This window comes from Sphingopyxis flava (assembly GCF_900168005.1).
Taxonomy (GTDB): Bacteria; Pseudomonadota; Alphaproteobacteria; order Sphingomonadales; family Sphingomonadaceae; genus Sphingopyxis; species Sphingopyxis flava.
The window spans coordinates 1-16,990 of record NZ_FUYP01000001.1; the positions used below are offsets into that span (position 1 = coordinate 1).

18 protein-coding genes and 2 tRNA genes are annotated in these 16,990 nt (G+C 65.0%); 11 read left to right on the top strand and 9 right to left on the bottom strand.

The window, feature by feature from the left end; genetic code table 11:
- On the top strand, positions 1–255 hold a 255-nt coding region (locus tag B5X69_RS00005; RefSeq protein WP_217699080.1), incomplete at its 5' end, for a transposase.
- 39 nt (positions 256–294) lie between these two features.
- Here the strand turns inward: B5X69_RS00005 and B5X69_RS00010 are convergent.
- Positions 295–380 (bottom strand) — tRNA-Tyr (locus B5X69_RS00010).
- 79 nt (positions 381–459) lie between these two features.
- Here B5X69_RS00010 and rlmB point away from each other — a divergent pair.
- Complete coding sequence (rlmB, locus tag B5X69_RS00015) at positions 460–1,227, top strand: 23S rRNA (guanosine(2251)-2'-O)-methyltransferase RlmB (protein ID WP_176141456.1); 768 nt, start codon at positions 460–462, stop codon at positions 1,225–1,227.
- 79 nt (positions 1,228–1,306) lie between these two features.
- Here rlmB and B5X69_RS00020 read toward each other — a convergent pair whose 3' ends face one another.
- Positions 1,307–1,624, bottom strand: coding sequence for a 2Fe-2S iron-sulfur cluster-binding protein (locus B5X69_RS00020; protein WP_079636580.1), 318 nt, complete (start codon positions 1,622–1,624; stop codon positions 1,307–1,309).
- A gap of 104 nt (positions 1,625–1,728) precedes the next feature.
- Here B5X69_RS00020 and B5X69_RS00025 point away from each other — a divergent pair, with 104 nt between their 5' ends.
- The 3 genes from B5X69_RS00025 to B5X69_RS00035 are packed head-to-tail and all read left to right on the top strand — an operon-like array spanning position 1,729 to position 3,367.
- The gene (locus tag B5X69_RS00025) at positions 1,729–2,346 is read left to right on the top strand and encodes a DNA-3-methyladenine glycosylase family protein (RefSeq protein ID WP_079636581.1); all 618 of its coding nucleotides are present in this window, start codon (positions 1,729–1,731) and stop codon (positions 2,344–2,346) included.
- 35 nt (positions 2,347–2,381) lie between these two features.
- A complete protein-coding gene (locus tag B5X69_RS00030; protein ID WP_079636582.1) occupies positions 2,382–2,783 on the top strand; it encodes a ketosteroid isomerase-related protein in 402 nt (133 codons plus the stop codon).
- A complete protein-coding gene (locus B5X69_RS00035; protein WP_079636583.1) occupies positions 2,780–3,367 on the top strand; it encodes a GNAT family N-acetyltransferase in 588 nt (195 codons plus the stop codon). The genes B5X69_RS00030 and B5X69_RS00035 overlap by 4 nt, the downstream gene beginning before the upstream one ends.
- Before the next feature lie 129 nt (positions 3,368–3,496).
- Here the strand turns inward: B5X69_RS00035 and tig are convergent, their stop codons facing one another.
- Together tig and B5X69_RS00045 are read right to left on the bottom strand one after the other, a co-directional pair.
- A complete protein-coding gene (gene tig, locus B5X69_RS00040) occupies positions 3,497–5,071 on the bottom strand; it encodes a trigger factor (RefSeq protein WP_079636908.1) in 1,575 nt (524 codons plus the stop codon).
- Positions 5,072–5,130: 59 nt separating this feature from the next.
- A tRNA-Leu gene (locus B5X69_RS00045) sits at positions 5,131–5,215 on the bottom strand.
- A 169-nt stretch (positions 5,216–5,384) separates the two neighbouring features.
- Here B5X69_RS00045 and B5X69_RS00050 point away from each other — a divergent pair.
- On the top strand, positions 5,385–5,582 hold the full coding sequence (locus tag B5X69_RS00050) for a hypothetical protein (RefSeq protein WP_079636584.1): 198 nt from the start codon (positions 5,385–5,387) through the stop codon (positions 5,580–5,582).
- 193 nt (positions 5,583–5,775) lie between these two features.
- Here the strand turns inward: B5X69_RS00050 and gatB are convergent, their stop codons facing one another.
- The 4 genes from gatB to B5X69_RS00070 all read right to left on the bottom strand — a co-directional run bounded on the left by gatB (position 5,776) and on the right by B5X69_RS00070 (position 10,985).
- Positions 5,776–7,248: an Asp-tRNA(Asn)/Glu-tRNA(Gln) amidotransferase subunit GatB gene (gene gatB, locus B5X69_RS00055; RefSeq protein ID WP_079636909.1), complete on the bottom strand. Its 1,473-nt coding sequence runs from the start codon at positions 7,246–7,248 to the stop codon at positions 5,776–5,778.
- Between the two features lie 99 nt (positions 7,249–7,347).
- On the bottom strand, positions 7,348–8,829 hold the full coding sequence (gene gatA, locus B5X69_RS00060; protein WP_079636585.1) for an Asp-tRNA(Asn)/Glu-tRNA(Gln) amidotransferase subunit GatA: 1,482 nt from the start codon (positions 8,827–8,829) through the stop codon (positions 7,348–7,350).
- Entirely contained in the window at positions 8,829–9,131 is a 303-nt protein-coding gene (gene gatC, locus B5X69_RS00065; RefSeq protein ID WP_079636586.1) for an Asp-tRNA(Asn)/Glu-tRNA(Gln) amidotransferase subunit GatC, read from the bottom strand. The genes gatA and gatC overlap by 1 nt, the downstream gene beginning before the upstream one ends.
- Before the next feature lie 78 nt (positions 9,132–9,209).
- Positions 9,210–10,985, bottom strand: a complete 1,776-nt coding sequence (locus B5X69_RS00070; RefSeq protein ID WP_245798480.1) for a DUF4153 domain-containing protein — start codon at positions 10,983–10,985, stop codon at positions 9,210–9,212.
- Between the two features lie 78 nt (positions 10,986–11,063).
- Here B5X69_RS00070 and B5X69_RS00075 point away from each other — a divergent pair, with 78 nt between their 5' ends.
- The 5 genes from B5X69_RS00075 (at position 11,064) to B5X69_RS00095 (ending at position 15,550) form a co-directional block, all read left to right on the top strand.
- Positions 11,064–12,371 (top strand): DUF3089 domain-containing protein, encoded by a 1,308-nt coding sequence (locus B5X69_RS00075; RefSeq protein ID WP_079636910.1) that lies wholly within the window; start codon positions 11,064–11,066, stop codon positions 12,369–12,371.
- A 116-nt stretch (positions 12,372–12,487) separates the two neighbouring features.
- Positions 12,488–12,946 (top strand): Holliday junction resolvase RuvX, encoded by a 459-nt coding sequence (ruvX, locus tag B5X69_RS00080; RefSeq protein WP_079636588.1) that lies wholly within the window; start codon positions 12,488–12,490, stop codon positions 12,944–12,946.
- A gap of 63 nt (positions 12,947–13,009) precedes the next feature.
- On the top strand, positions 13,010–13,327 hold the full coding sequence (locus B5X69_RS00085) for a DUF1294 domain-containing protein (protein ID WP_139375601.1): 318 nt from the start codon (positions 13,010–13,012) through the stop codon (positions 13,325–13,327).
- Positions 13,328–13,340: 13 nt separating this feature from the next.
- Positions 13,341–14,336 carry an aspartate carbamoyltransferase catalytic subunit gene (locus B5X69_RS00090; RefSeq protein WP_079636589.1) on the top strand — a complete coding sequence of 332 codons (996 nt, stop codon included), beginning with the start codon at positions 13,341–13,343 and terminating at the stop codon, positions 14,334–14,336.
- Positions 14,327–15,550, top strand: coding sequence for a dihydroorotase (locus B5X69_RS00095; protein WP_079636590.1), 1,224 nt, complete (start codon positions 14,327–14,329; stop codon positions 15,548–15,550). The genes B5X69_RS00090 and B5X69_RS00095 overlap by 10 nt, the downstream gene beginning before the upstream one ends.
- Before the next feature lie 56 nt (positions 15,551–15,606).
- Here B5X69_RS00095 and B5X69_RS00100 read toward each other — a convergent pair whose 3' ends face one another.
- On the bottom strand, positions 15,607–16,983 hold the full coding sequence (locus B5X69_RS00100; RefSeq protein WP_079636591.1) for an SPOR domain-containing protein: 1,377 nt from the start codon (positions 16,981–16,983) through the stop codon (positions 15,607–15,609).
- Positions 16,984–16,990 lie beyond the last annotated feature (7 nt).

The following is a 16,990-nucleotide window of genomic DNA, read 5'->3' on the forward strand; positions in this document are numbered from 1 at the left end:
CTTATCCCCGACCTGCTCAGGCTGATCGATCAGTTCGCCGCCAGCCCCCTCAAGTCCCTCGCCGATACCCTGACCAGCTGGCTCGAGCCCGTCGCCCGCATGTGGCGCTTTTCCAGGAACAATGGAATCACCGAGGGCTTTCACACAAAGATGGAGATGATCTCGCGCCGCGCGTTCGGCTTCCGAAACTTTCACAACTACCGCTTGCGCGTCCTCGCTCTTTGCGGTTGGAATGGCGTCATCAATCGGGTCTGATCCACCCTCATCCCCCGTTCACGGGGAAGAGCCGGAAAATGGTGGACAGGGCTGGATTCGAACCAGCGTACGGAAACCCGGGCAGATTTACAGTCTGCTGCCTTTAACCACTCGGCCACCTGTCCATGGGGCCCCTGCGGGGAAGCGGTCCAATGGCGAAACGGCGCTTGCCTGTCAATGGCAGTCATGGGAAAGGCGCGCCATATGAGACAATTTTCCCGCCACCGCCGCCCCGGCGGCCAGTCGCCCAAGGGACAAGGCATCCGCTTTTGGGGCCGCCATGCCGTTCTCGCCGCACTCGACAACCCTGAGCGACGCATCAAGCGCATCTGGGGGACACGCGAGGCGATCGGTCAGCTCGACCTGCCCTCCGCCCTCCCCGTCAGCTACGCAGACGTGACGGACCTTGCACGGCTGGTCGCGCGCGATGCCCCGCACCAGGGCTTGGTGATCGAAGTCGACCCGCTCGACAGCCCCTATCTTGGCGACATATTGCGGGAAGAAAGCGACGCGGGACGCCGGAGCCCGCTCGTCGTCCTCGATCAGGTCACCGATCCGCATAATATCGGCGCGGTGCTCCGATCGGCCGCGGCCTTCGACGCGGCCGCAATCATCACGCAGGACAGGCATAGCCCGCCCGAAAGCGGGGTCATTGCGCGCGCCGCGTCAGGCGCGCTCGAAACCGTGCCGTGGGTACGGGTCGTCAATCTTTCGCGTGCGCTCGAGGAAATCGCCGAGGCACAATATTGGCGTATCGGGCTGACCGGCGAGACCGAGACCACGCTCGGCGAGACGCTCGACGGCAGCAAGGTCGCGCTCGTTCTTGGTTCGGAAGGCGACGGAATGAGGCACAATGTCATGGAACATTGCGACGTTCTTGCGCGGCTGCCGATCTCGCCGCGGATGGAAAGCCTCAACATCTCGAACGCCGCAGCTATCGCGCTCTACGCGGTGGCGACGGCGGGGGCATAGACGCGCACCCAGCAAGGGCCGGGAGCTCTTGTTCTTGTCGAAGGCTGGTCATCCCGATGCTCGCCGGATGACGAGGAGTTCAGTCCTCCTCGGCGATCCGGACCTTGAGACCGTCGAGGGCCTCGCTGAACGGGATCTGGCACGACAGACGCGAATTTTCATCGCGATCGCTGGTCGAATCGAGCAAGTCATTCTCATCCTCGCTCATCGCAGGCAGCACGTCCTTGTTGCCGGCCTCGACATGGACGTGGCAGGTCGCGCACGAACAGCAACCACCGCATAGCGCGAGCAGCTCGTCAAAGCCCGCATCGCGAATATTCTCCATCACGGTCAGGCTGGTGTCGCCTTCGATCTCATGTTCGGTCCCGTCGCGCGTCACCACAATCAGCTTGGCCATGCTCGTCCCCATATCGTTCGATTCGCATGGGGCTATGTCGCGCGTTGCACGTCAAATCAAGCGTTGCTAAGAGCAACGAAGGGAACAAAAAGGGAATATCGTATATGGGATTGGGCCAGGATGAGCTGAACGCCGGAATCGACGCGCTGGCCAGGATCGAGCCGCATTTCGCGCGCGCGCTCGGCCATGCCGGCTATCCCGAACCGCGCATTCGCGAGCCGGGATATACGACCCTGCTCCGCACGATCGTTGGGCAGCAGGTCAGCGTCGCTGCCGCCAATTCGATCTGGAAAAAGCTCGAAGCGGCGTTCGGCGAGGGCTGCCCCGCCGAGGCCATGGCCGCGGCCGAGTTCGATGCGCTGCGCGCCTGCGGCCTGTCGGCGCAGAAACAAAGCTATGCCAAGAGCCTCGCGAAGCTCATTCTCGAAGGGGAACTCGATTTCGCCGCGCTCCCCGCTGACGATGAGGAGGCGATTGCGCTCCTCACCAAGGTCAAGGGAATCGGGCGCTGGTCTGCCGAAATCTACCTGTTGTTTGCCGAAGGACGCCCCGACATCTGGCCCGCGGGCGATCTCGCGGTGCAAGAAGCGGTCGGCCGCATATTGCAGCTCGGCGAGCGTCCGAGCGAAAAGGCGGTGCGCACGCTCGCTGAACCCTGGCGGCCCCACCGGGGCGCAGCGGCAATCTTCAGCTGGCACTGCTATAATATGGCTGTGATCTGATACGGGGTTCGCGATCAGCTTCTGGGGAGATTCGCATGACCGCCACCCGCGAAATCGTCGCCGCCTATTACGCCGCCTTCAACGCGGGCGATACGGGCGCGATGCTCGCCCTTGTCGCAGACGATCTCCGCCACGATGTCAATCAGGGCTCGCCCCGCCGGAGCAAGGCTCTGTTCGCAGAATTCAACGCGCACATGACGCGCTGCTACCGCGAGGAGCTCACCGACATGGTGATCTTTGCCCAAGGCAACCGCGCTGCCGCAGAGTTTGTCGTCAACGGCACCTATCTCGCGACCGACGAAGGTCTGCCCGAGGCGACGGGTCAGACCTATCGCCTTCCCGCCGGCGCCTTCCTGTCAGTCAATGATGCCGGGCTGATCGAGCGCATCACCACCTATTACAATCTTTCGGACTGGCTGCGGCAGGTTGGGGCATGACGCTGACTGTCGTGCCGGTCACCGGCGCCGGGTTAGCCGAAGTCATCCCGGAGCTCGCGAGGCTGCGCATCGCGGTATTCCGCGCCTTTCCCTATCTCTACGATGGCGATGCGGAATATGAGGCCGATTATCTCTCGGCCTTTGCGGCTGCCGAAGGCGCACTCGTCGTTGTTGCCCGCGACGGCACTGACATCGTCGGCGCCGCGACCGCGGCACCGCTCGCGGCGCAGGATGCGGCCTGGCGAAAGCCGCTCGCCTCGGCTGGCTTTGACATTGGTCGGACCTTCTATTTCGGCGAATCGGTGTTGCTCGAAAGCTATCGCGGCCGCGGGATCGGCCACGCCTTTTTCGACCACCGCGAGGCGCAGGCGCGCGCGCTCGGCGCCGCAACCGCTGCCTTCTGCAGCGTCGTCCGCGGGCAAGATCACCCCGCCCGGCCCGCCCCATATCGCCCGCTCGACAGTTTCTGGCGCAAACGCGGCTATGCACCGCTCAATGGCGTGACCGCCTGGTTCGACTGGAAAACGGTGGGCGGGCTGGAGGAAGAACCGCACGAGCTGCAATATTGGACACGGAGCCTGTAGGCCCGCAGCTTGCGGGGAGCGGGCGCGCGATCAGGGACTTGTCGCAGGCCCGGCGCCATCTTCGACCGACCAAGAAAATGGCCGGGTGAATCGCTCCACCCGGCCGTTCGATCTTCGCCAAAGCAGAGCTTACTTCTTGGCGGCAGCCTTCTTCGCCGGCGCCTTCTTGGCGGCCGGCTTTTCGTCCGCGGCATCCTTCTCGGCCTTGGGCGCTGCGGCCTTCTTCGCCGGTGCCTTCTTGGCGGGGGTTTTCTCGGCCTTGGCCTCTTCCTTCACCGCTTCCTTCTTGGCCGCCGGCTTTTTCGCAGCGGTCTTCTTCGCCGGCTTGTGGTCGTGGTCATGGTCGTGTCCACACCCCGGGCCGTGGACGTGATCGTCGTCTGCCTCAATCGCCGCCTCGATCTCTTCGCGCGTCACTTCGCGGTCGGTGATCTCGGCCTTTTCGAAGAGGAAGTCGACGACCTTGTCTTCATAGAGCGGGGCGCGGAGCTGCGCGGCAGCGAGCGCGTCCTGCTGGACATATTCGACGAAGCGCTGGCGATCCTCAGGGCGATACTGCTGCGCCGCCTGCATGATCAGCCGCTGCATTTCCTGGTTCGAAACCTGCACGCCGTTCGCCTGACCGATTTCCGAGAGAAGCAGGCCAAGACGGACGCGGCGAACCGCGATTGAGCGATATTCGTCGCGATCTTTTTCGAGTTCGGCCTTCGCTGCCTCGGGGTCCTCCTCGTGGCTCGCCTCATGTTCGAGCTGCTGCCAGATCTGGTTGAATTCGGCCTCGACCATCGTCGGGGGAACCTCAAAGTCATGGTTCGCCGCGAGCTGATCGAGCAGCTTGCGCTTCATGTATGTGCGGGTCAGGCCGTTGAGCTCCTGCTCGACCTGATCCTTCATCAGCTCCTTGAGCTTGTCGAGGCTTTCAAGCCCGAGCGACTTTGCAAACTCGTCGTCGATCCTGCTCTCGGCGGGAATCTTGACCTGTTTCACGGTGACTGCGAACTCGGCCGCCTTGCCCTTCAGCGTGTCGACCGGATAATCCTCGGGGAAGCTGACCTTGACGGTCTTCTCGTCGCCGGTTTTCACACCGACGAGCTGATCCTCGAAACCCGGAATAAGCTGGCCCGAGCCAATCTCGACCGCCATGTCCTCGCCCGTGCCGCCGTCGAAGGCGACGCCGTCGACGCTACCGGCGAAGTCAATGATGACCTGGTCGCCGCTCGCGGCCTTCTTCGTCTTCGGCGCATCCTCGAAGCGCTTCATCTGCGCTGCGAATTCTTCGATCTTCGCCATCACCGCCTTATCATCAGCGGGAACCGTCAGCCGCTCGAGCGTCAGCCCGTCGATCGACGGCGTTTCGATCTCGGGCAGCACTTCGAGCGCAACGGTGATTTCGGCGTCCTTGCCGCGCTCATAACCATCGGCGAGGCTGACTGCGGGCTGCAGCGCAGGGCGCAGCTTCTCATTCGTCATAAGGTCGCGGACGCCCTGGTCGATCGCTTTGTTGAGCGCGTCGGCCGACAGCGCCTCGCCATGCATCTTGCGGATGAGGTTCGGCGGCACCTTGCCGGGACGGAAGCCGGGCATGCGCACCGTGGGGGCAATGCTCTTTACTTCGTCATCGACGCGCGCATCGATATCCTGCGCGGTGATGGTCAGGCGATATTCGCGCTTCAGGCCTTCGTTCAGCGTTTCGACGGTCTTCATTGCCTTGATCTTGTCCTTGCTCAAAAACTCGTATGTTTCCCGGCCTTGCGTCAGCGAACTGGTGCGGGCGAAGGGACTCGAACCCCCACATCTTGCGATACTGGTACCTAAAACCAGCGCGTCTACCAATTCCGCCACGCCCGCGTGAAAAGCTGTCAGCCGGGTGCACGAAGCCATGCGCTGCCGCGCACGCCCGTGCGGGCCGGGCGGCGCTATAGCAGACGGGGAGCCGAGGGCAAGGGCGAACGCCCGATAATCGAGGGAGCCGGAACGCTGATCGCGCCGGCACGTTGATCAGGCAAGGAGATTTGCCATGGCCAGCACGCCCAATCCGCTATCCAATCCGAAACCCGACACAATCGAACCTCAGTCGCCGCCCGAAAAACCGGTGCAACCGACACCCCTTGAAGACCCCGCGGGCCAGCCGACAGAGATCCCCGGCAATCCGGGAGGCGACGACTTCGATGCGCCCGGCCGCGGCCCCAGCGAGGTGCCGCCCGGGCCAGTATAACTTCGCCGGCGCAGGGAACAGGATGGGCTGAGCATGGACGCTGGGGTCTGCTCCGGCAGTAAGAAGCGCCGCAAGACAAGGCTCACCGGTCGAAGACGCAGCTCATCCCAACGAAGAGTCGAAAAAGAGCTCCCTTGGCCAATTCGTGCACAGCCCCCCGAGTTCGGGTTAGCCGTCCTTGCCTTATCTCAACTCACGCTCGCCCGAGCGCCTTCCTCAGAAGTTCGTTCACCACCTGCGGGTTTGCCTTGCCCTGCATCGCCTTCATCGTCTGCCCGACAAAGAATCCGAAGAGCGCCTCCTTGCCCGCCTTATATTGCTCGACCTTGTCGGCATTGGCGGCGAGGACCCTGGCAATTTCGGCCTCAATCGCGCCGGTATCGCTCGTCTGCTTGAGACCTTCGCGCTCAACGATCGCCGCGGCGCCGTCGCCGGTCTCGAGCATCTTTTCGAAGACCTGCTTGGCGATCGTCCCCGAAATCGTGCCGTCGGCGACAAGACCGAGCAGTTCAGCCGCCTGCACCGGGCTCACCGGCGATTCGGAGATGTCCTTGCCGAGCCGGTTCAAAGCGCCGAACAATTCGCTCGTCACCCAGTTCGCCGCCGCAACCGGCTTCGCGCCCGCCTCGAGCAGCGCGTCGAACCAGCGCGCCGCCTCGACCTCCGCGGTCAGCACGTCGGCATTATAGGCAGAAATCCCGGCAGCAATGTAGCGCGCGCGCTTGGCGTCGGGCAGTTCGGGCAGGCTTGCGCGGCATTCTTCAAGAAACGCATCATCAAGTTCGAGCGGCAACAGGTCGGGATCAGGGAAATAGCGGTAATCATGCGCGTCTTCCTTCGAGCGCATCGACCGGGTCTCGTTGCGGTCGGGATCGTAAAGCCGCGTTTCCTGCACCACCGTGCCGCCGCTCTCGATGAGCTCGATCTGGCGCTTCGCCTCGCTCTCGATAACCGCCATCACGAAGCGCACCGAATTGACATTCTTCGTCTCGGTGCGCGTGCCGAATTCATCGCCCGGGCGCCGCACACTGACATTGACGTCGGCCCGCATCGAGCCTTCTTCCATATTGCCATCGCACGAGCCCACATAGCGCAGGATCGAGCGTAGTTTGCGGACATAAGCCCCCGCTTCTGCCGGCGAGCGCATGTCGGGGCGCGAGACAATCTCCATCAGCGCGACACCCGAGCGGTTGAGGTCAACATAGCTCATCGAGGGGTGCTGATCGTGCATCAGCTTGCCAGCATCCTGCTCGACATGGATGCGCTCGATCCCGACCCGCTTCGCCTCCGGGATTCCCGCTTTCTCATCCGCCTCGATCGTCAGCGAACCTTCGCCAACAAGTGGATGGTAAAGCTGAGAAATCTGGTAACCCTGCGGAAGATCGGCATAGAAATAATTCTTGCGGTCGAAGCGCGACCATTTGTTGATCACGGCATCGATCGCCATCCCGGTGCGCACCGCCTGGCGGATGCACTCGCGGTTCGGCACCGGCAGCATCCCCGGCATGGCGGCGTCGACGAGCGAGACCTGCGTGTTCGGCTCCGCCCCGAACGCTGTCGCGGCGCCCGAGAACAGCTTGGCGTTGGAGGTGACCTGCGCATGGACCTCGAGGCCAATCACGACCTCCCATTCGCCGGTTTCGCCCTTGATGCGGTATTCAGACATCTTCCGTTCCTTCATGTGTCCCCGCAAGAGGCGGAGACCCAGTGCGGGGCAGCGCGAGGCCGCTCTGGGCCCCCGCTTTCGCGGGAGCGCGCCGCTAGATCACCACCATTTCTCAGCCCGAGCCGTGAAGCCCGCGCGCTCCTCGATCGCGAGCCCGGCGTTGAGCACGCCCTGCTCGTCGAACGCCTTGCCGATAATCTGCAGCCCAAGCGGCAATCCTTCGCGATTGAGCGCTGCGGGAACCGACATCGCGGGCAATCCGGCAAGGCTTGCCGGCACGGCGAACACGTCGTTGAGGTACATCGATAACGGATCGGCGGTTTTCTCGCCCAGCCCGAACGCCGCCGACGGCGCGGTGGGGGCGAGGATCACATCGCAGCTTTCGAAGGCGGTGTTGAAATCGCGCGCGATCAGCGTGCGCACCTTCTGCGCCTGCGTATAATAGGCGTCATAGAAGCCTGCCGAGAGCACATAGGTACCGATCATGATGCGGCGCTTGACCTCAGGGCCGAAGCCTTCGGCGCGCGTCGCGGCATACATGTCCTGAAGACCCGCGCCCTGCGGCAGATCGCGCAGGCCATATCGCACGCCGTCATAGCGCGCGAGGTTGGACGAGGCTTCGGCCGGCGCGATGATATAATAAGCCGGGAGCGCATATTTGGTATGCGGCAGGCTGATCTCGACGACCTCGGCGCCCGCATCCTTCAGCATCGCAATCCCTGCGTCCCACATCGCATCAATGTCGGGGTCGATGCCGTCGAGGCGATATTCCTTCGGAATTCCGACCTTCTTCCCCTTGAGATCACTCGACAAAGCGGCTTCCCAATTGGGCACCGGCAGGTCAAGGCTGGTCGCGTCCTTGGGGTCGAAGCCCGCCATAGTCTCGAGCAGGATCGCGCAGTCGCGAACATCGCGCGCCATCGGCCCTGCCTGGTCGAGCGAGCTTGCGAAGGCGACGATACCCCAGCGCGAGCAGCGGCCATAGGTCGGCTTGATCCCCGAAATTCCGGTGAAGGCCGCAGGCTGGCGGATCGAGCCGCCGGTGTCGGTACCGGTGGCGGCGGGGCAGAGCCGCGCCGCGATCGCGGCCGAGCTGCCGCCCGACGATCCCCCAGGGGCAAGCGCAGCGTTGCCGCCGTCCTTGCGCCGCCACGGGCTGATGACATTGCCGAAATAGCTCGTCTCGTTAGACGATCCCATCGCGAACTGGTCAAGGTTGAGCTTGCCCAGCATGCCGCAGCCTGCATCCCACAATTTCTGCGATACCGTCGACTCATAGCGCGGAACGAAACCCTCAAGCATATGGCTGGCGGCGGTGGTCTGAACGCCGTGGGTTGCGAACAAATCCTTCATGCCGATCGGCACGCCCGACAAAGGCTTCAGCGTCCCCGCGGCGCGATCGGCATCGGCCTGCTTTGCCGCCGCGATCGCATGGTCGGGCGTCTCGACGATGAAGGCGTTGAGCACCTTCGCGCCTGCGACATTGGCGTTGAACGCCTCGGCCACCTCGACGGCGCTGAAATCGCCCGCGCGGTGCCCGTCGCGGATCTGCGCGACGGTGAGGTTCGTAAGATCACTCATTATTCGATTACCTTGGGAACGCCGAAGAAGCCGTGCTGCGGCGCGGGCGCATTGGCGAGTATGTCGTCGCGGCGGTTGCCGCCGGTGAGCGGGTCGGCGTCGACGACATCGTCGCGCAGCCGGAGCTTGTTGGGGATCACCGCGGTCATCGGCTCAACCCCGGTCACATCCACCTCGGCGAGTTGCTCGACCCAGCCCAAGATGCCGTTGAGTTCGCCTTCCATCGCGGCGGCTTCCGCATCGCTGATCGCGATGCGCGCCAGCGACGCGATCTTTCTTACCGTATCCTGATCGATTGCCATTGATTCCTGCCTTTGCGGGAGAAGCTGCGCCGCTAGCACTGCGCTTGCGACGCTTCAAGGTCGGACCAGAAGGGCGCGTCACTCGAAGGGATCGCCGACGGGCTTGCCGTCGACGAAGAGCTGCCGCCGGGCCACCGGACGAAGCTCGATTGTTGCGGTTTCAAGGTCGGGGTCGGTCTTCTGAGGCTGCTCGGCACCGAGCGTCACGCCATAACTCTCCCTCCATTCGCCCGGCTTGGGGCCGGCGACGAAGAAGCGGGGATCGGATCCGCGCGCAATTAGTGCGACAGCGCCTTCGCCAAGAACATAGACGGCGCAGGCCGAGGTCCGGCATGCACTCTCCTCGCCCATCGCAGTGTAGAATTCAGGGGGAAGTACCGCGCCCACGGGAAGCACCCGCACCCGCTCTTCGATCGGCCTCACTGCGAAGGCGGCGTCCTTGGCATCAACTTCGCCGGGCCCTCTGAGGTCCCAGCGGTTCTTTGCCGCCAAGGCCCATTTGGCAAGGTTGGCGCGCTCGGTTTGCTGCGAGGCGGCCAATTTCTGAAGTGCACGCCGCCCGCTCGGCCCGAAATCGAAGGCGAGCGCCGCCCAGTCGAACTTTTCCGCGCTCACCGCACCGCTCTCGAGCCGGGCGACCTGGTCGCGCGTCGAGATCGCCCCGAAATCGAGAATCGGCAGAGCGAGGAAAGCCGCGAGCAGCATGAGCCCGATCGCGAGCGTCTGCTGCAACGGCCGCAGCGCAACGTCGAAATCCCGGCGCCGCCGCGCGAGCGCGGCCACGCCCGCAATGCCATAGGCGAGCGCGATTCCGACCGCGATCACCCCCCAGATGCGCTCCGGCGTCCAGCCATATTGCGCGATCCGCACCTGCATCGAGACCGCGGCGATGATCGCAAGCGGCAGCACCGCGACCGCGAGGACTGCCGCTGCGCCGTGCAGCACCCGGTTGCCCGACCGGTCCTCGTCGCCGTTGCCGATCACGGCGTTGGCAAGAAGCACCGCGAAGGCCGAAATGCCGAGCATCAGCCCCGCCGTCGAGAAGCCCGCGTCCCATAATTTCTGGAGGCCCGTCCCAAGCAGCGACAGGAGGAACAGGATCAGCGCCGCCGCGAGCACCGGCGCAAGCACCGCCAGCACGATCATCACCAGCCGCTGCAGTGTCGAAACCAGCTTGTCGCGCTCGCGCAGCAGCCCGACAGCTCCCCCGAACGCCGCCCCCGCGAGCATCCAGCCGAACCATTCGCCGCGCAGCAAGTCGCGGATCAGGTCGATCCCGATCAGGTGGAACATTTCTCCGATAAGCATGACCAGCAGAAAGGTCACGCCGACGAACGCGAGGCCCGCCGCGCCGATCACCGCATCGGTCCATGCGTGATTGTGCAGGCGCGCATAGGGCATCTGCCAAAGCTTCCAGAATCGCGCGTCGGGCGCAACGTCGCGCCGCGTCTGGAACAGCGGTGTCGCGACAAGCACCGCAAGAATTCCAGACCAGAAAGGCCATTCGATCGGCGAGCCGTTGAGGTTGTATCCTGCCGAATGCCAGGTGATCAGTCCCATGACCGCGCCCCATAGGAGCGCGAAGGCGGCCGCCCAGTGCCAGCGGCGAATCTCGACGCCCAGCACGAACACGACTGCCGAAATCGCCACGAATGCCGCCGACGCGTCGCGCCACGGCGCGTGCGGTTCAGTATAGGTGCGATCGACCAGGAGGTGGAAAACCAGCCCCGCGACCGCACAGATCGCCGCCATGATCCACGGCCGCTGGGGCCAGGGCAAGTCGTGGGCGTCGAGCCTGGCCGAGACAGACCGGGGCGACTCGAGGGCGGGCGGGGTTGCGGAGGTTTCGCTCATTCCCCACATCTGGGCTTGTTTCGGGCGCATGTGCAAGTCAGATAGCGCGAGCGCACCTTCTCTCCCATGGAGCCCCGCTTGGCCCGCAAATTTCTTTATCTCATCGCTGCGATCATTCTCCTCGCCCTCGGTGTCGGCATCGCCTATCAGCTTGCGCCCGGCTGGTTCGGCCGTGTCGCGTTCGTGCCGTCGACCGAATTTGAGCCCCAGGCAGCGATTGCGCCCAACGCCTATGCGGACCCAGCGATGTGGCTCGCGCGCCCTGGTCTTGAAAGCGACCCCTCGGCCTGGCGCCCGGAAATCGCCGGGACCATGACGCCGCCACCTGACAGCGCCGCCGCGCAATCCCGCGATCAGTTGATCGCGCCCGCCCGGGCCGCTGAGCCGGCCGCGGCGACTGCGGCGCAAAAGGGCAACGCTGCCGTCTTCTTCGTCCACCCGACGAGCTATTACAGCAAGTCGAGCTGGAATGCGCCGCTCGACGACCGCGACGCAAATTACCGCGCCGACCTTTTCATGCGCGGCATGGCGAGCGCCTTCGCCGACGCCGGCGAAGTCTGGGCGCCGCGTTATCGGCAGGCGACGCTCGGCGCTTTTCTCGCGACCGACCGTGTCACGGCTGGCAAGGCGATCGATGCCGCCTATCGCGACGTCGAGCAGGCCTTTGACGCGTTCGTTGCCGCGCAGCCCAACAACCGGCCAATCATCCTCGCGGGTCACAGCCAGGGCGCGCTCCATATCGAAACGCTGATCAAGAACCGCATCGCGGGCACCCCGCTCGCGAAGCGAATTGTCGCGGCCTATATTGTGGGCTGGCCGATTAGCCGCGACACCGACCTCGACGCGCTTGGTCTTCCAGCCTGCGAGACGGCGGAACAGGCAAATTGCATCCTCGGCTGGGCGACCTTCGCCGAACCTGCCGACACGTCGATGGTCACCGACGCATATGACGGCACGATTGGCTATGACGGCCGCCCGCGACGCGAAACGCGGATGCTGTGCACCAACCCGATCACCGGCATTCCCGATACCGCAGCCGCGCCCGCGGCGAATATCGGCACGCTGAAACCCGAGGATGGGTTCAAGAAGGGCCAGCTCGTCCCGGGCGTCATCGGCGCACGCTGCGATGACACGCGCGGCTTCCTGATGATTGGCGATGCCGAGATCGCGAAGGACTATGCGCCAAGCTACGTGCTTCCCGGCAACAATTATCACGTCTTCGACATCACCCTCTTCTGGGCGAACGTCCGCGCCGACGTGCTGCGCCGGCTCGCGCGCTTCGAGGGCAAGCCCTCGCCGGTTCCCCCACCCGCAGCGCCTCTCGCGGCCCCCGCAGGAGAGACCGCGGCGCCGGCCGCGCCGCCAGAGGCTAAAAGCGGGTCTTAACGCACGCCGGGCGCGCGTTCGGTTCGGTCCGGACAGGTATCGGCAAACAAAGGCCTCGAGCATCGGAGGCTCGTCTCGACTTGCCTCGGCATCAAGAGGTAAGGAGGAGCCCAGCCATGATCACCACCGCCCCTTCCGATTTTGCCGCCGCGCTGCCAGGCGGCGGCCGTCTTGCAGGGCTCGACGTCGGCATCAAGACGATCGGGGTCGCGCTCTGCGATGCGGGCTGGAGCTTTGCGACGCCCGACAAGACGATCATCCGCAAGAAATTTGCCGCGGATCTCGATGCGCTAAGAGCGCTGGTTGCGGCGCAATCGGTTGTCGGGCTCGTCATTGGCTTGCCGCTCAACATGAACGGCAGCGACAGCCCGCGCACCCAGTCGGTGCGCGCCTTCGCGCGCAACCTTGCTCCCCTCGCGCTTCCGGTGCTGCTTTGGGACGAGCGTTGGTCGACCGCAGCGGTCGAACGCGCGATGATCGCCGCCGACGTCAGCCGCGCCAAACGCGCCGAGCGCGTCGACAGCGCCGCAGCGGCGTTCATACTCCAAGGAGCGATCGACGCGATGGTGCACTAAGTCACATCGGGGGGAGCAACCTTCGATGCTGCGCTTCACACATTTCCGCCAAGTCACTCTTTGATGACCGATTATATTTTCATGTGGCTCGCTGCGGCAAATTTGATCGCATTTCTCCTGATGGTCTTCGACAAGGCATATGCCAAGGCCGGCATGCGCCGGACGCGCGAGTCCACCCTGCTCCTCTGGGCCTTTCTTGGCGGCGCCTTGGGCACCATGCTCGCCGCGCTCCTGATGCGCCACAAGACGCGCAAGCAGCCTTTTGCGACCTGGATGCTGATCTCGCTCGGGGCCAACATCATCCTGCTCCTTCCTTGGGCGCTCGGATTGCTGGGACCGTTCTTCGTCTCGGCGCTTGCGAAAATTGCCGCCGACGCCTAGAGGCTCGGCTTTAATGACAAACGCAACCATCCGACCCGCCAGCGACTATCCGCCCGGCGGCGATGCCTTTCGCCATCGCCATCTGACCGGCATTGCGCAGCTCACCCCGTGGGAAATTTCCTACATTCTCGATGCTGCCGAACAATGGGTCGATCTCAATCGCTCGGGCGCCGCGAAGCATGACGATGCGCTCGCGGGGCTGACGATCATCAACGCCTTTTTCGAGAATTCGACGCGAACGCTTCTTTCGTTCGAAATCGCGGGCAAGCGGCTCGGCGCCGACGTCGTCAATATGCATGCTGCGCAATCGAGCGTAAAGAAGGGCGAAACGCTCATCGACACCGCGATGACACTGAACGCGATGCGGGCCGATGCGATCGTCATTCGCCACTCGGCCTCGGGCGCGGTGCAACTGATCGCCGACAAGGTCGACTGCCCGGTGCTCAACGCGGGCGATGGCCGCCACGAGCATCCGACGCAGGCGCTGCTTGACGCGCTCACGATCCGCCGCCGCAAGGGCAAGGTCGAGGGATTGACCATCGCGATCTGCGGCGACGTTCTCCACAGCCGCGTCGCGCGCTCGAACATCCTTGCCCTGACCCTGCTGGGCAGCGAAGTGCGCGTTGTCGCACCGTCGACTCTGATCCCGCCTGCGATGGAACGGATGCACGTCGCGACCTTCACGAACATGGATGAGGGGCTCAAAGACGCCGATGTCGTGATGATGCTGCGCCTGCAGAGCGAGCGAATGGACGGCGCCTATCTTCCCTCGGCGCGCGAATATCATGCGCTTTACGGCCTGACGCCGCAGCGCCTCGAAAAGGCGAAACCCGATGCCATCGTCATGCACCCTGGCCCGATGAACCGGGGGGTGGAGATCGACAGCAGTATCGCCGACGATCCCGCGCGATCGACGATCACCGAGCAGGTCGAGATGGGCGTTGCGGTGCGTATGGCGTGCCTCGACATTTTGACGCGCCGCAAGCGGGGAGTGCCGGGATGGAATTAAGGCCGCTCCATATCACCGGGGCGCAGCTCGTCGAGAGCGGCGCACCGCGTCCGGGAAGTCTGCTCGTCATCGGCGGCCGCATCGCCGCGCTCGATCCGGCCGAGGTTCCGAACGGCGCCGAGACGATCGATGCCAAGGGTCAGTGGCTCGCGCCCGGCATCATCGACCTTGGCGTCTTTGCAACCGACAAGCCGGCCTTTCATTTCGGCGGCATCACGCGCGCTGCACTGATGCCCGACAGCGGTCTGCTCGACGGCGCCGGTCTGGTCGAGCGCGCCGCAAAGGGCGGCAAGCCCGACCTTTGGGTGCATCCGCTCGCCGCCGCGACCAAGGGGCTTGCGGGCAAGGAGCTGGCCGAGATCGGGCTGATGAAAGAGGCGGGCGCGCGCGCCATTGCCACGGGGCGCGCGCGCATCGCCGACAGCGGCGTGATGCGCCGCGTGCTATCTTACGCGGCCTCGCTCGGCCTTGTGACCATCATTCATGCGGAGGACGAAGGACTGACCGCAGGTGCGGTCGCGACCGACGGCGAGATGGCGACGCGGCTTGGTCTTGCCTCTGCCCCCGCAATCGCCGAGGCGATGGCGATCGCGCGCGATCTCGCGCTCGTCGAGGAAACCGGCGCGCCGGTCCATTTCCGCCAGGTCACAACAGCGCGCGGGCTCGAGCTCATCCGCGCTGCCAAAGCGAAGGGCCTCCCGGTCCTTTGTGGCATCACGCCTGCGCATCTCCTGCTTTCGGATACGGCAATCGGAGATTTCCGTACCTTTGCGCGCCTCTCGCCCCCGCTCCGCTCGGAGGAGGATCGCCGCGCCTGCCTCGCCGCGATTGCCGATGGGACGATCGACATTTTATCCTCAGGCCATGACCCGCGCGGCCCCGAGGACAAGCGCCTTCCCTTCGCCGAAGCCCAGCCCGGCATGGCGGGCGCCGAAACATTGCTTGCGCTCGGTCTCGGCCTCGTCCGCGACGAACATATCGCGCCCGGCCGCCTCTTCGAGCTGCTCGCCGCCACCCCGGCCTGCCTTCTCGGGGTCGATGCAGGCAAGCTCGAGGTGGGCAAGGAAGCCGACCTCATCCTCGTCGATCCCGATACCCCGTGGCAGGTCGACGCGAAGAAAATGGCCGCCTGGGCAGGCAATACGCCGTTCGACGGCATGCCGGTGCAAGGCCGGGCAACGGCAATGTGGAAGGGCGGCCAGCGCATCCGCTGACCGCCCTTGAGACCGTGCTGCCACAGGGAGCGGGCCACCCGCCTTCAGAGGACGTCCTAGCGGGATGCCATCCGCACCGGGGTCGCTTTCGCCGCCCACTGGATCGTCTCGCCGCCCATCTGACGGATGAAGCAGCGCTGGCCGCGCGCCTTGAGCTCGCCGCAAAGCTTGCTCGCGTCGGCGCGGCTTTTGAGGCCGTTCACGGTGAGGCGATAATAGGTGCGGCCCTTGACCGTCGCGGCATGGCTCGACGCCGGGAAAGCCGCGAGCTCGCCGTTGCGCTTCTTGAGCACGCCCCATTTTTCCTTGGCGATGCCGAGGCTGTCATAGGCACCGAGCTGGACCGCCCAGCCCGAAGGATTTGCGGCATCAAAGGCCTGCGCCGTCAGCCGGAGAGGGACATCGCCGGCTGCCGACGGCGTGCCCACGCGCGGCGCTCGGCGATAGGGCCCCGCATCGGCGGCGATCACGGGCGCGGCGGCGCTCGGCGAAGGGAGCTCGGTGACCGGCAGGGCGGCTCCTGCCACCCGCTCGGGCATCGGCAGTTCGACGGTGCGGATCGGTGCTTCGGCAGTGCTCGGCTCGATGGCCACCGGCGGCGGAGGCGCATAGCTCTCAGCCGGCGCGGGATCGGCGCTGGCGAGCGCAAGCGCGTCTGCCGGAGCCCCGGCCATTTGCGGGTCCCCGAAATTGGCGAGCGCAAGCTGCACCGGCATGCCGGCGTCGGCCTTCGCCTTGGTGCCGATCAGACTGGCGACGCGGATCTCCTGGTCACGCGCTTCGGCGAGCTTCGCCCACTCCGTCATCCGTCCTTCGACCTTGGCGGGCGACAGGTCCTGCGAGGCAAGGATGCGCGCCTGCGCCCAGCGACCCGAGAGGGCAAACGCGAGCGCAAGATTCTGGCGGGTACGCGCGCTCGCGTCGGGAGCGCGGGCCGCTGCGGTCAGCACATAGATCGCCGACTGGCTGTCCCCAGCCAGCGCAAGCGCGAGGCCCGCGTCAGACGCGGGAATAACATCACTATTATTCTTGAGCAGCGCCAGCGCCCCAGCGCTGTTGCCGCGGGCGATATACGCGAGCGTCAGTGCGATTAGGGTGTTGGCGTCGCGCGCGCCCAATTCCATCGCCTCGCCGAGCGCCGCCTCGGCCGACGCAAAGCGCCCGTCGCTGAGATAGGCCTGGCCGAGCAGGGCGCGATAGCCCGCATCGCGCGGGCTTGCTGCGACCGCCGCTTCGGCCAAGCTCACGGCCTTTCCTGCCTTGCCCTTTTCGAGCGCGGCGCGCGCGCGGTCAGCAGACTTCGCGGCGGCTTCCGCCTTGTCGGCGACCTTCAACGAGGCGACTGCGAGCGGCCCCGTGCCGCTGCACCCGGTCGCCGTGATTCCCAAGGCGAAGCCCGATACGGCGAGTTTCATCAGCATTTTGCGGTTCATGAAGGTC

Bases quoted from the DNA above. Each gene is read 5' to 3' on its own strand.
- rlmB (WP_176141456.1), top strand. From the start codon at position 460: ATGAGACAATTTTCCCGCCACCGCCGCCCCGGCGGCCAGTCGCCCAAG.
- B5X69_RS00020 (WP_079636580.1), bottom strand. From the start codon at position 1,624: ATGGCCAAGCTGATTGTGGTGACGCGCGACGGGACCGAACATGAGATC.
- B5X69_RS00025 (WP_079636581.1), top strand. From the start codon at position 1,729: ATGGGATTGGGCCAGGATGAGCTGAACGCCGGAATCGACGCGCTGGCC.
- B5X69_RS00030 (WP_079636582.1), top strand. From the start codon at position 2,382: ATGACCGCCACCCGCGAAATCGTCGCCGCCTATTACGCCGCCTTCAAC.
- B5X69_RS00035 (WP_079636583.1), top strand. From the start codon at position 2,780: ATGACGCTGACTGTCGTGCCGGTCACCGGCGCCGGGTTAGCCGAAGTC.
- tig (WP_079636908.1), bottom strand. From the start codon at position 5,071: ATGAAGACCGTCGAAACGCTGAACGAAGGCCTGAAGCGCGAATATCGC.
- B5X69_RS00050 (WP_079636584.1), top strand. From the start codon at position 5,385: ATGGCCAGCACGCCCAATCCGCTATCCAATCCGAAACCCGACACAATC.
- gatB (WP_079636909.1), bottom strand. From the start codon at position 7,248: ATGTCTGAATACCGCATCAAGGGCGAAACCGGCGAATGGGAGGTCGTG.
- gatA (WP_079636585.1), bottom strand. From the start codon at position 8,829: ATGAGTGATCTTACGAACCTCACCGTCGCGCAGATCCGCGACGGGCAC.
- gatC (WP_079636586.1), bottom strand. From the start codon at position 9,131: ATGGCAATCGATCAGGATACGGTAAGAAAGATCGCGTCGCTGGCGCGC.
- B5X69_RS00070 (WP_245798480.1), bottom strand. From the start codon at position 10,985: ATGAGCGAAACCTCCGCAACCCCGCCCGCCCTCGAGTCGCCCCGGTCT.
- ruvX (WP_079636588.1), top strand. From the start codon at position 12,488: ATGATCACCACCGCCCCTTCCGATTTTGCCGCCGCGCTGCCAGGCGGC.
- B5X69_RS00085 (WP_139375601.1), top strand. From the start codon at position 13,010: ATGACCGATTATATTTTCATGTGGCTCGCTGCGGCAAATTTGATCGCA.
- B5X69_RS00090 (WP_079636589.1), top strand. From the start codon at position 13,341: ATGACAAACGCAACCATCCGACCCGCCAGCGACTATCCGCCCGGCGGC.
- B5X69_RS00095 (WP_079636590.1), top strand. From the start codon at position 14,327: ATGGAATTAAGGCCGCTCCATATCACCGGGGCGCAGCTCGTCGAGAGC.
- B5X69_RS00100 (WP_079636591.1), bottom strand. From the start codon at position 16,983: ATGAACCGCAAAATGCTGATGAAACTCGCCGTATCGGGCTTCGCCTTG.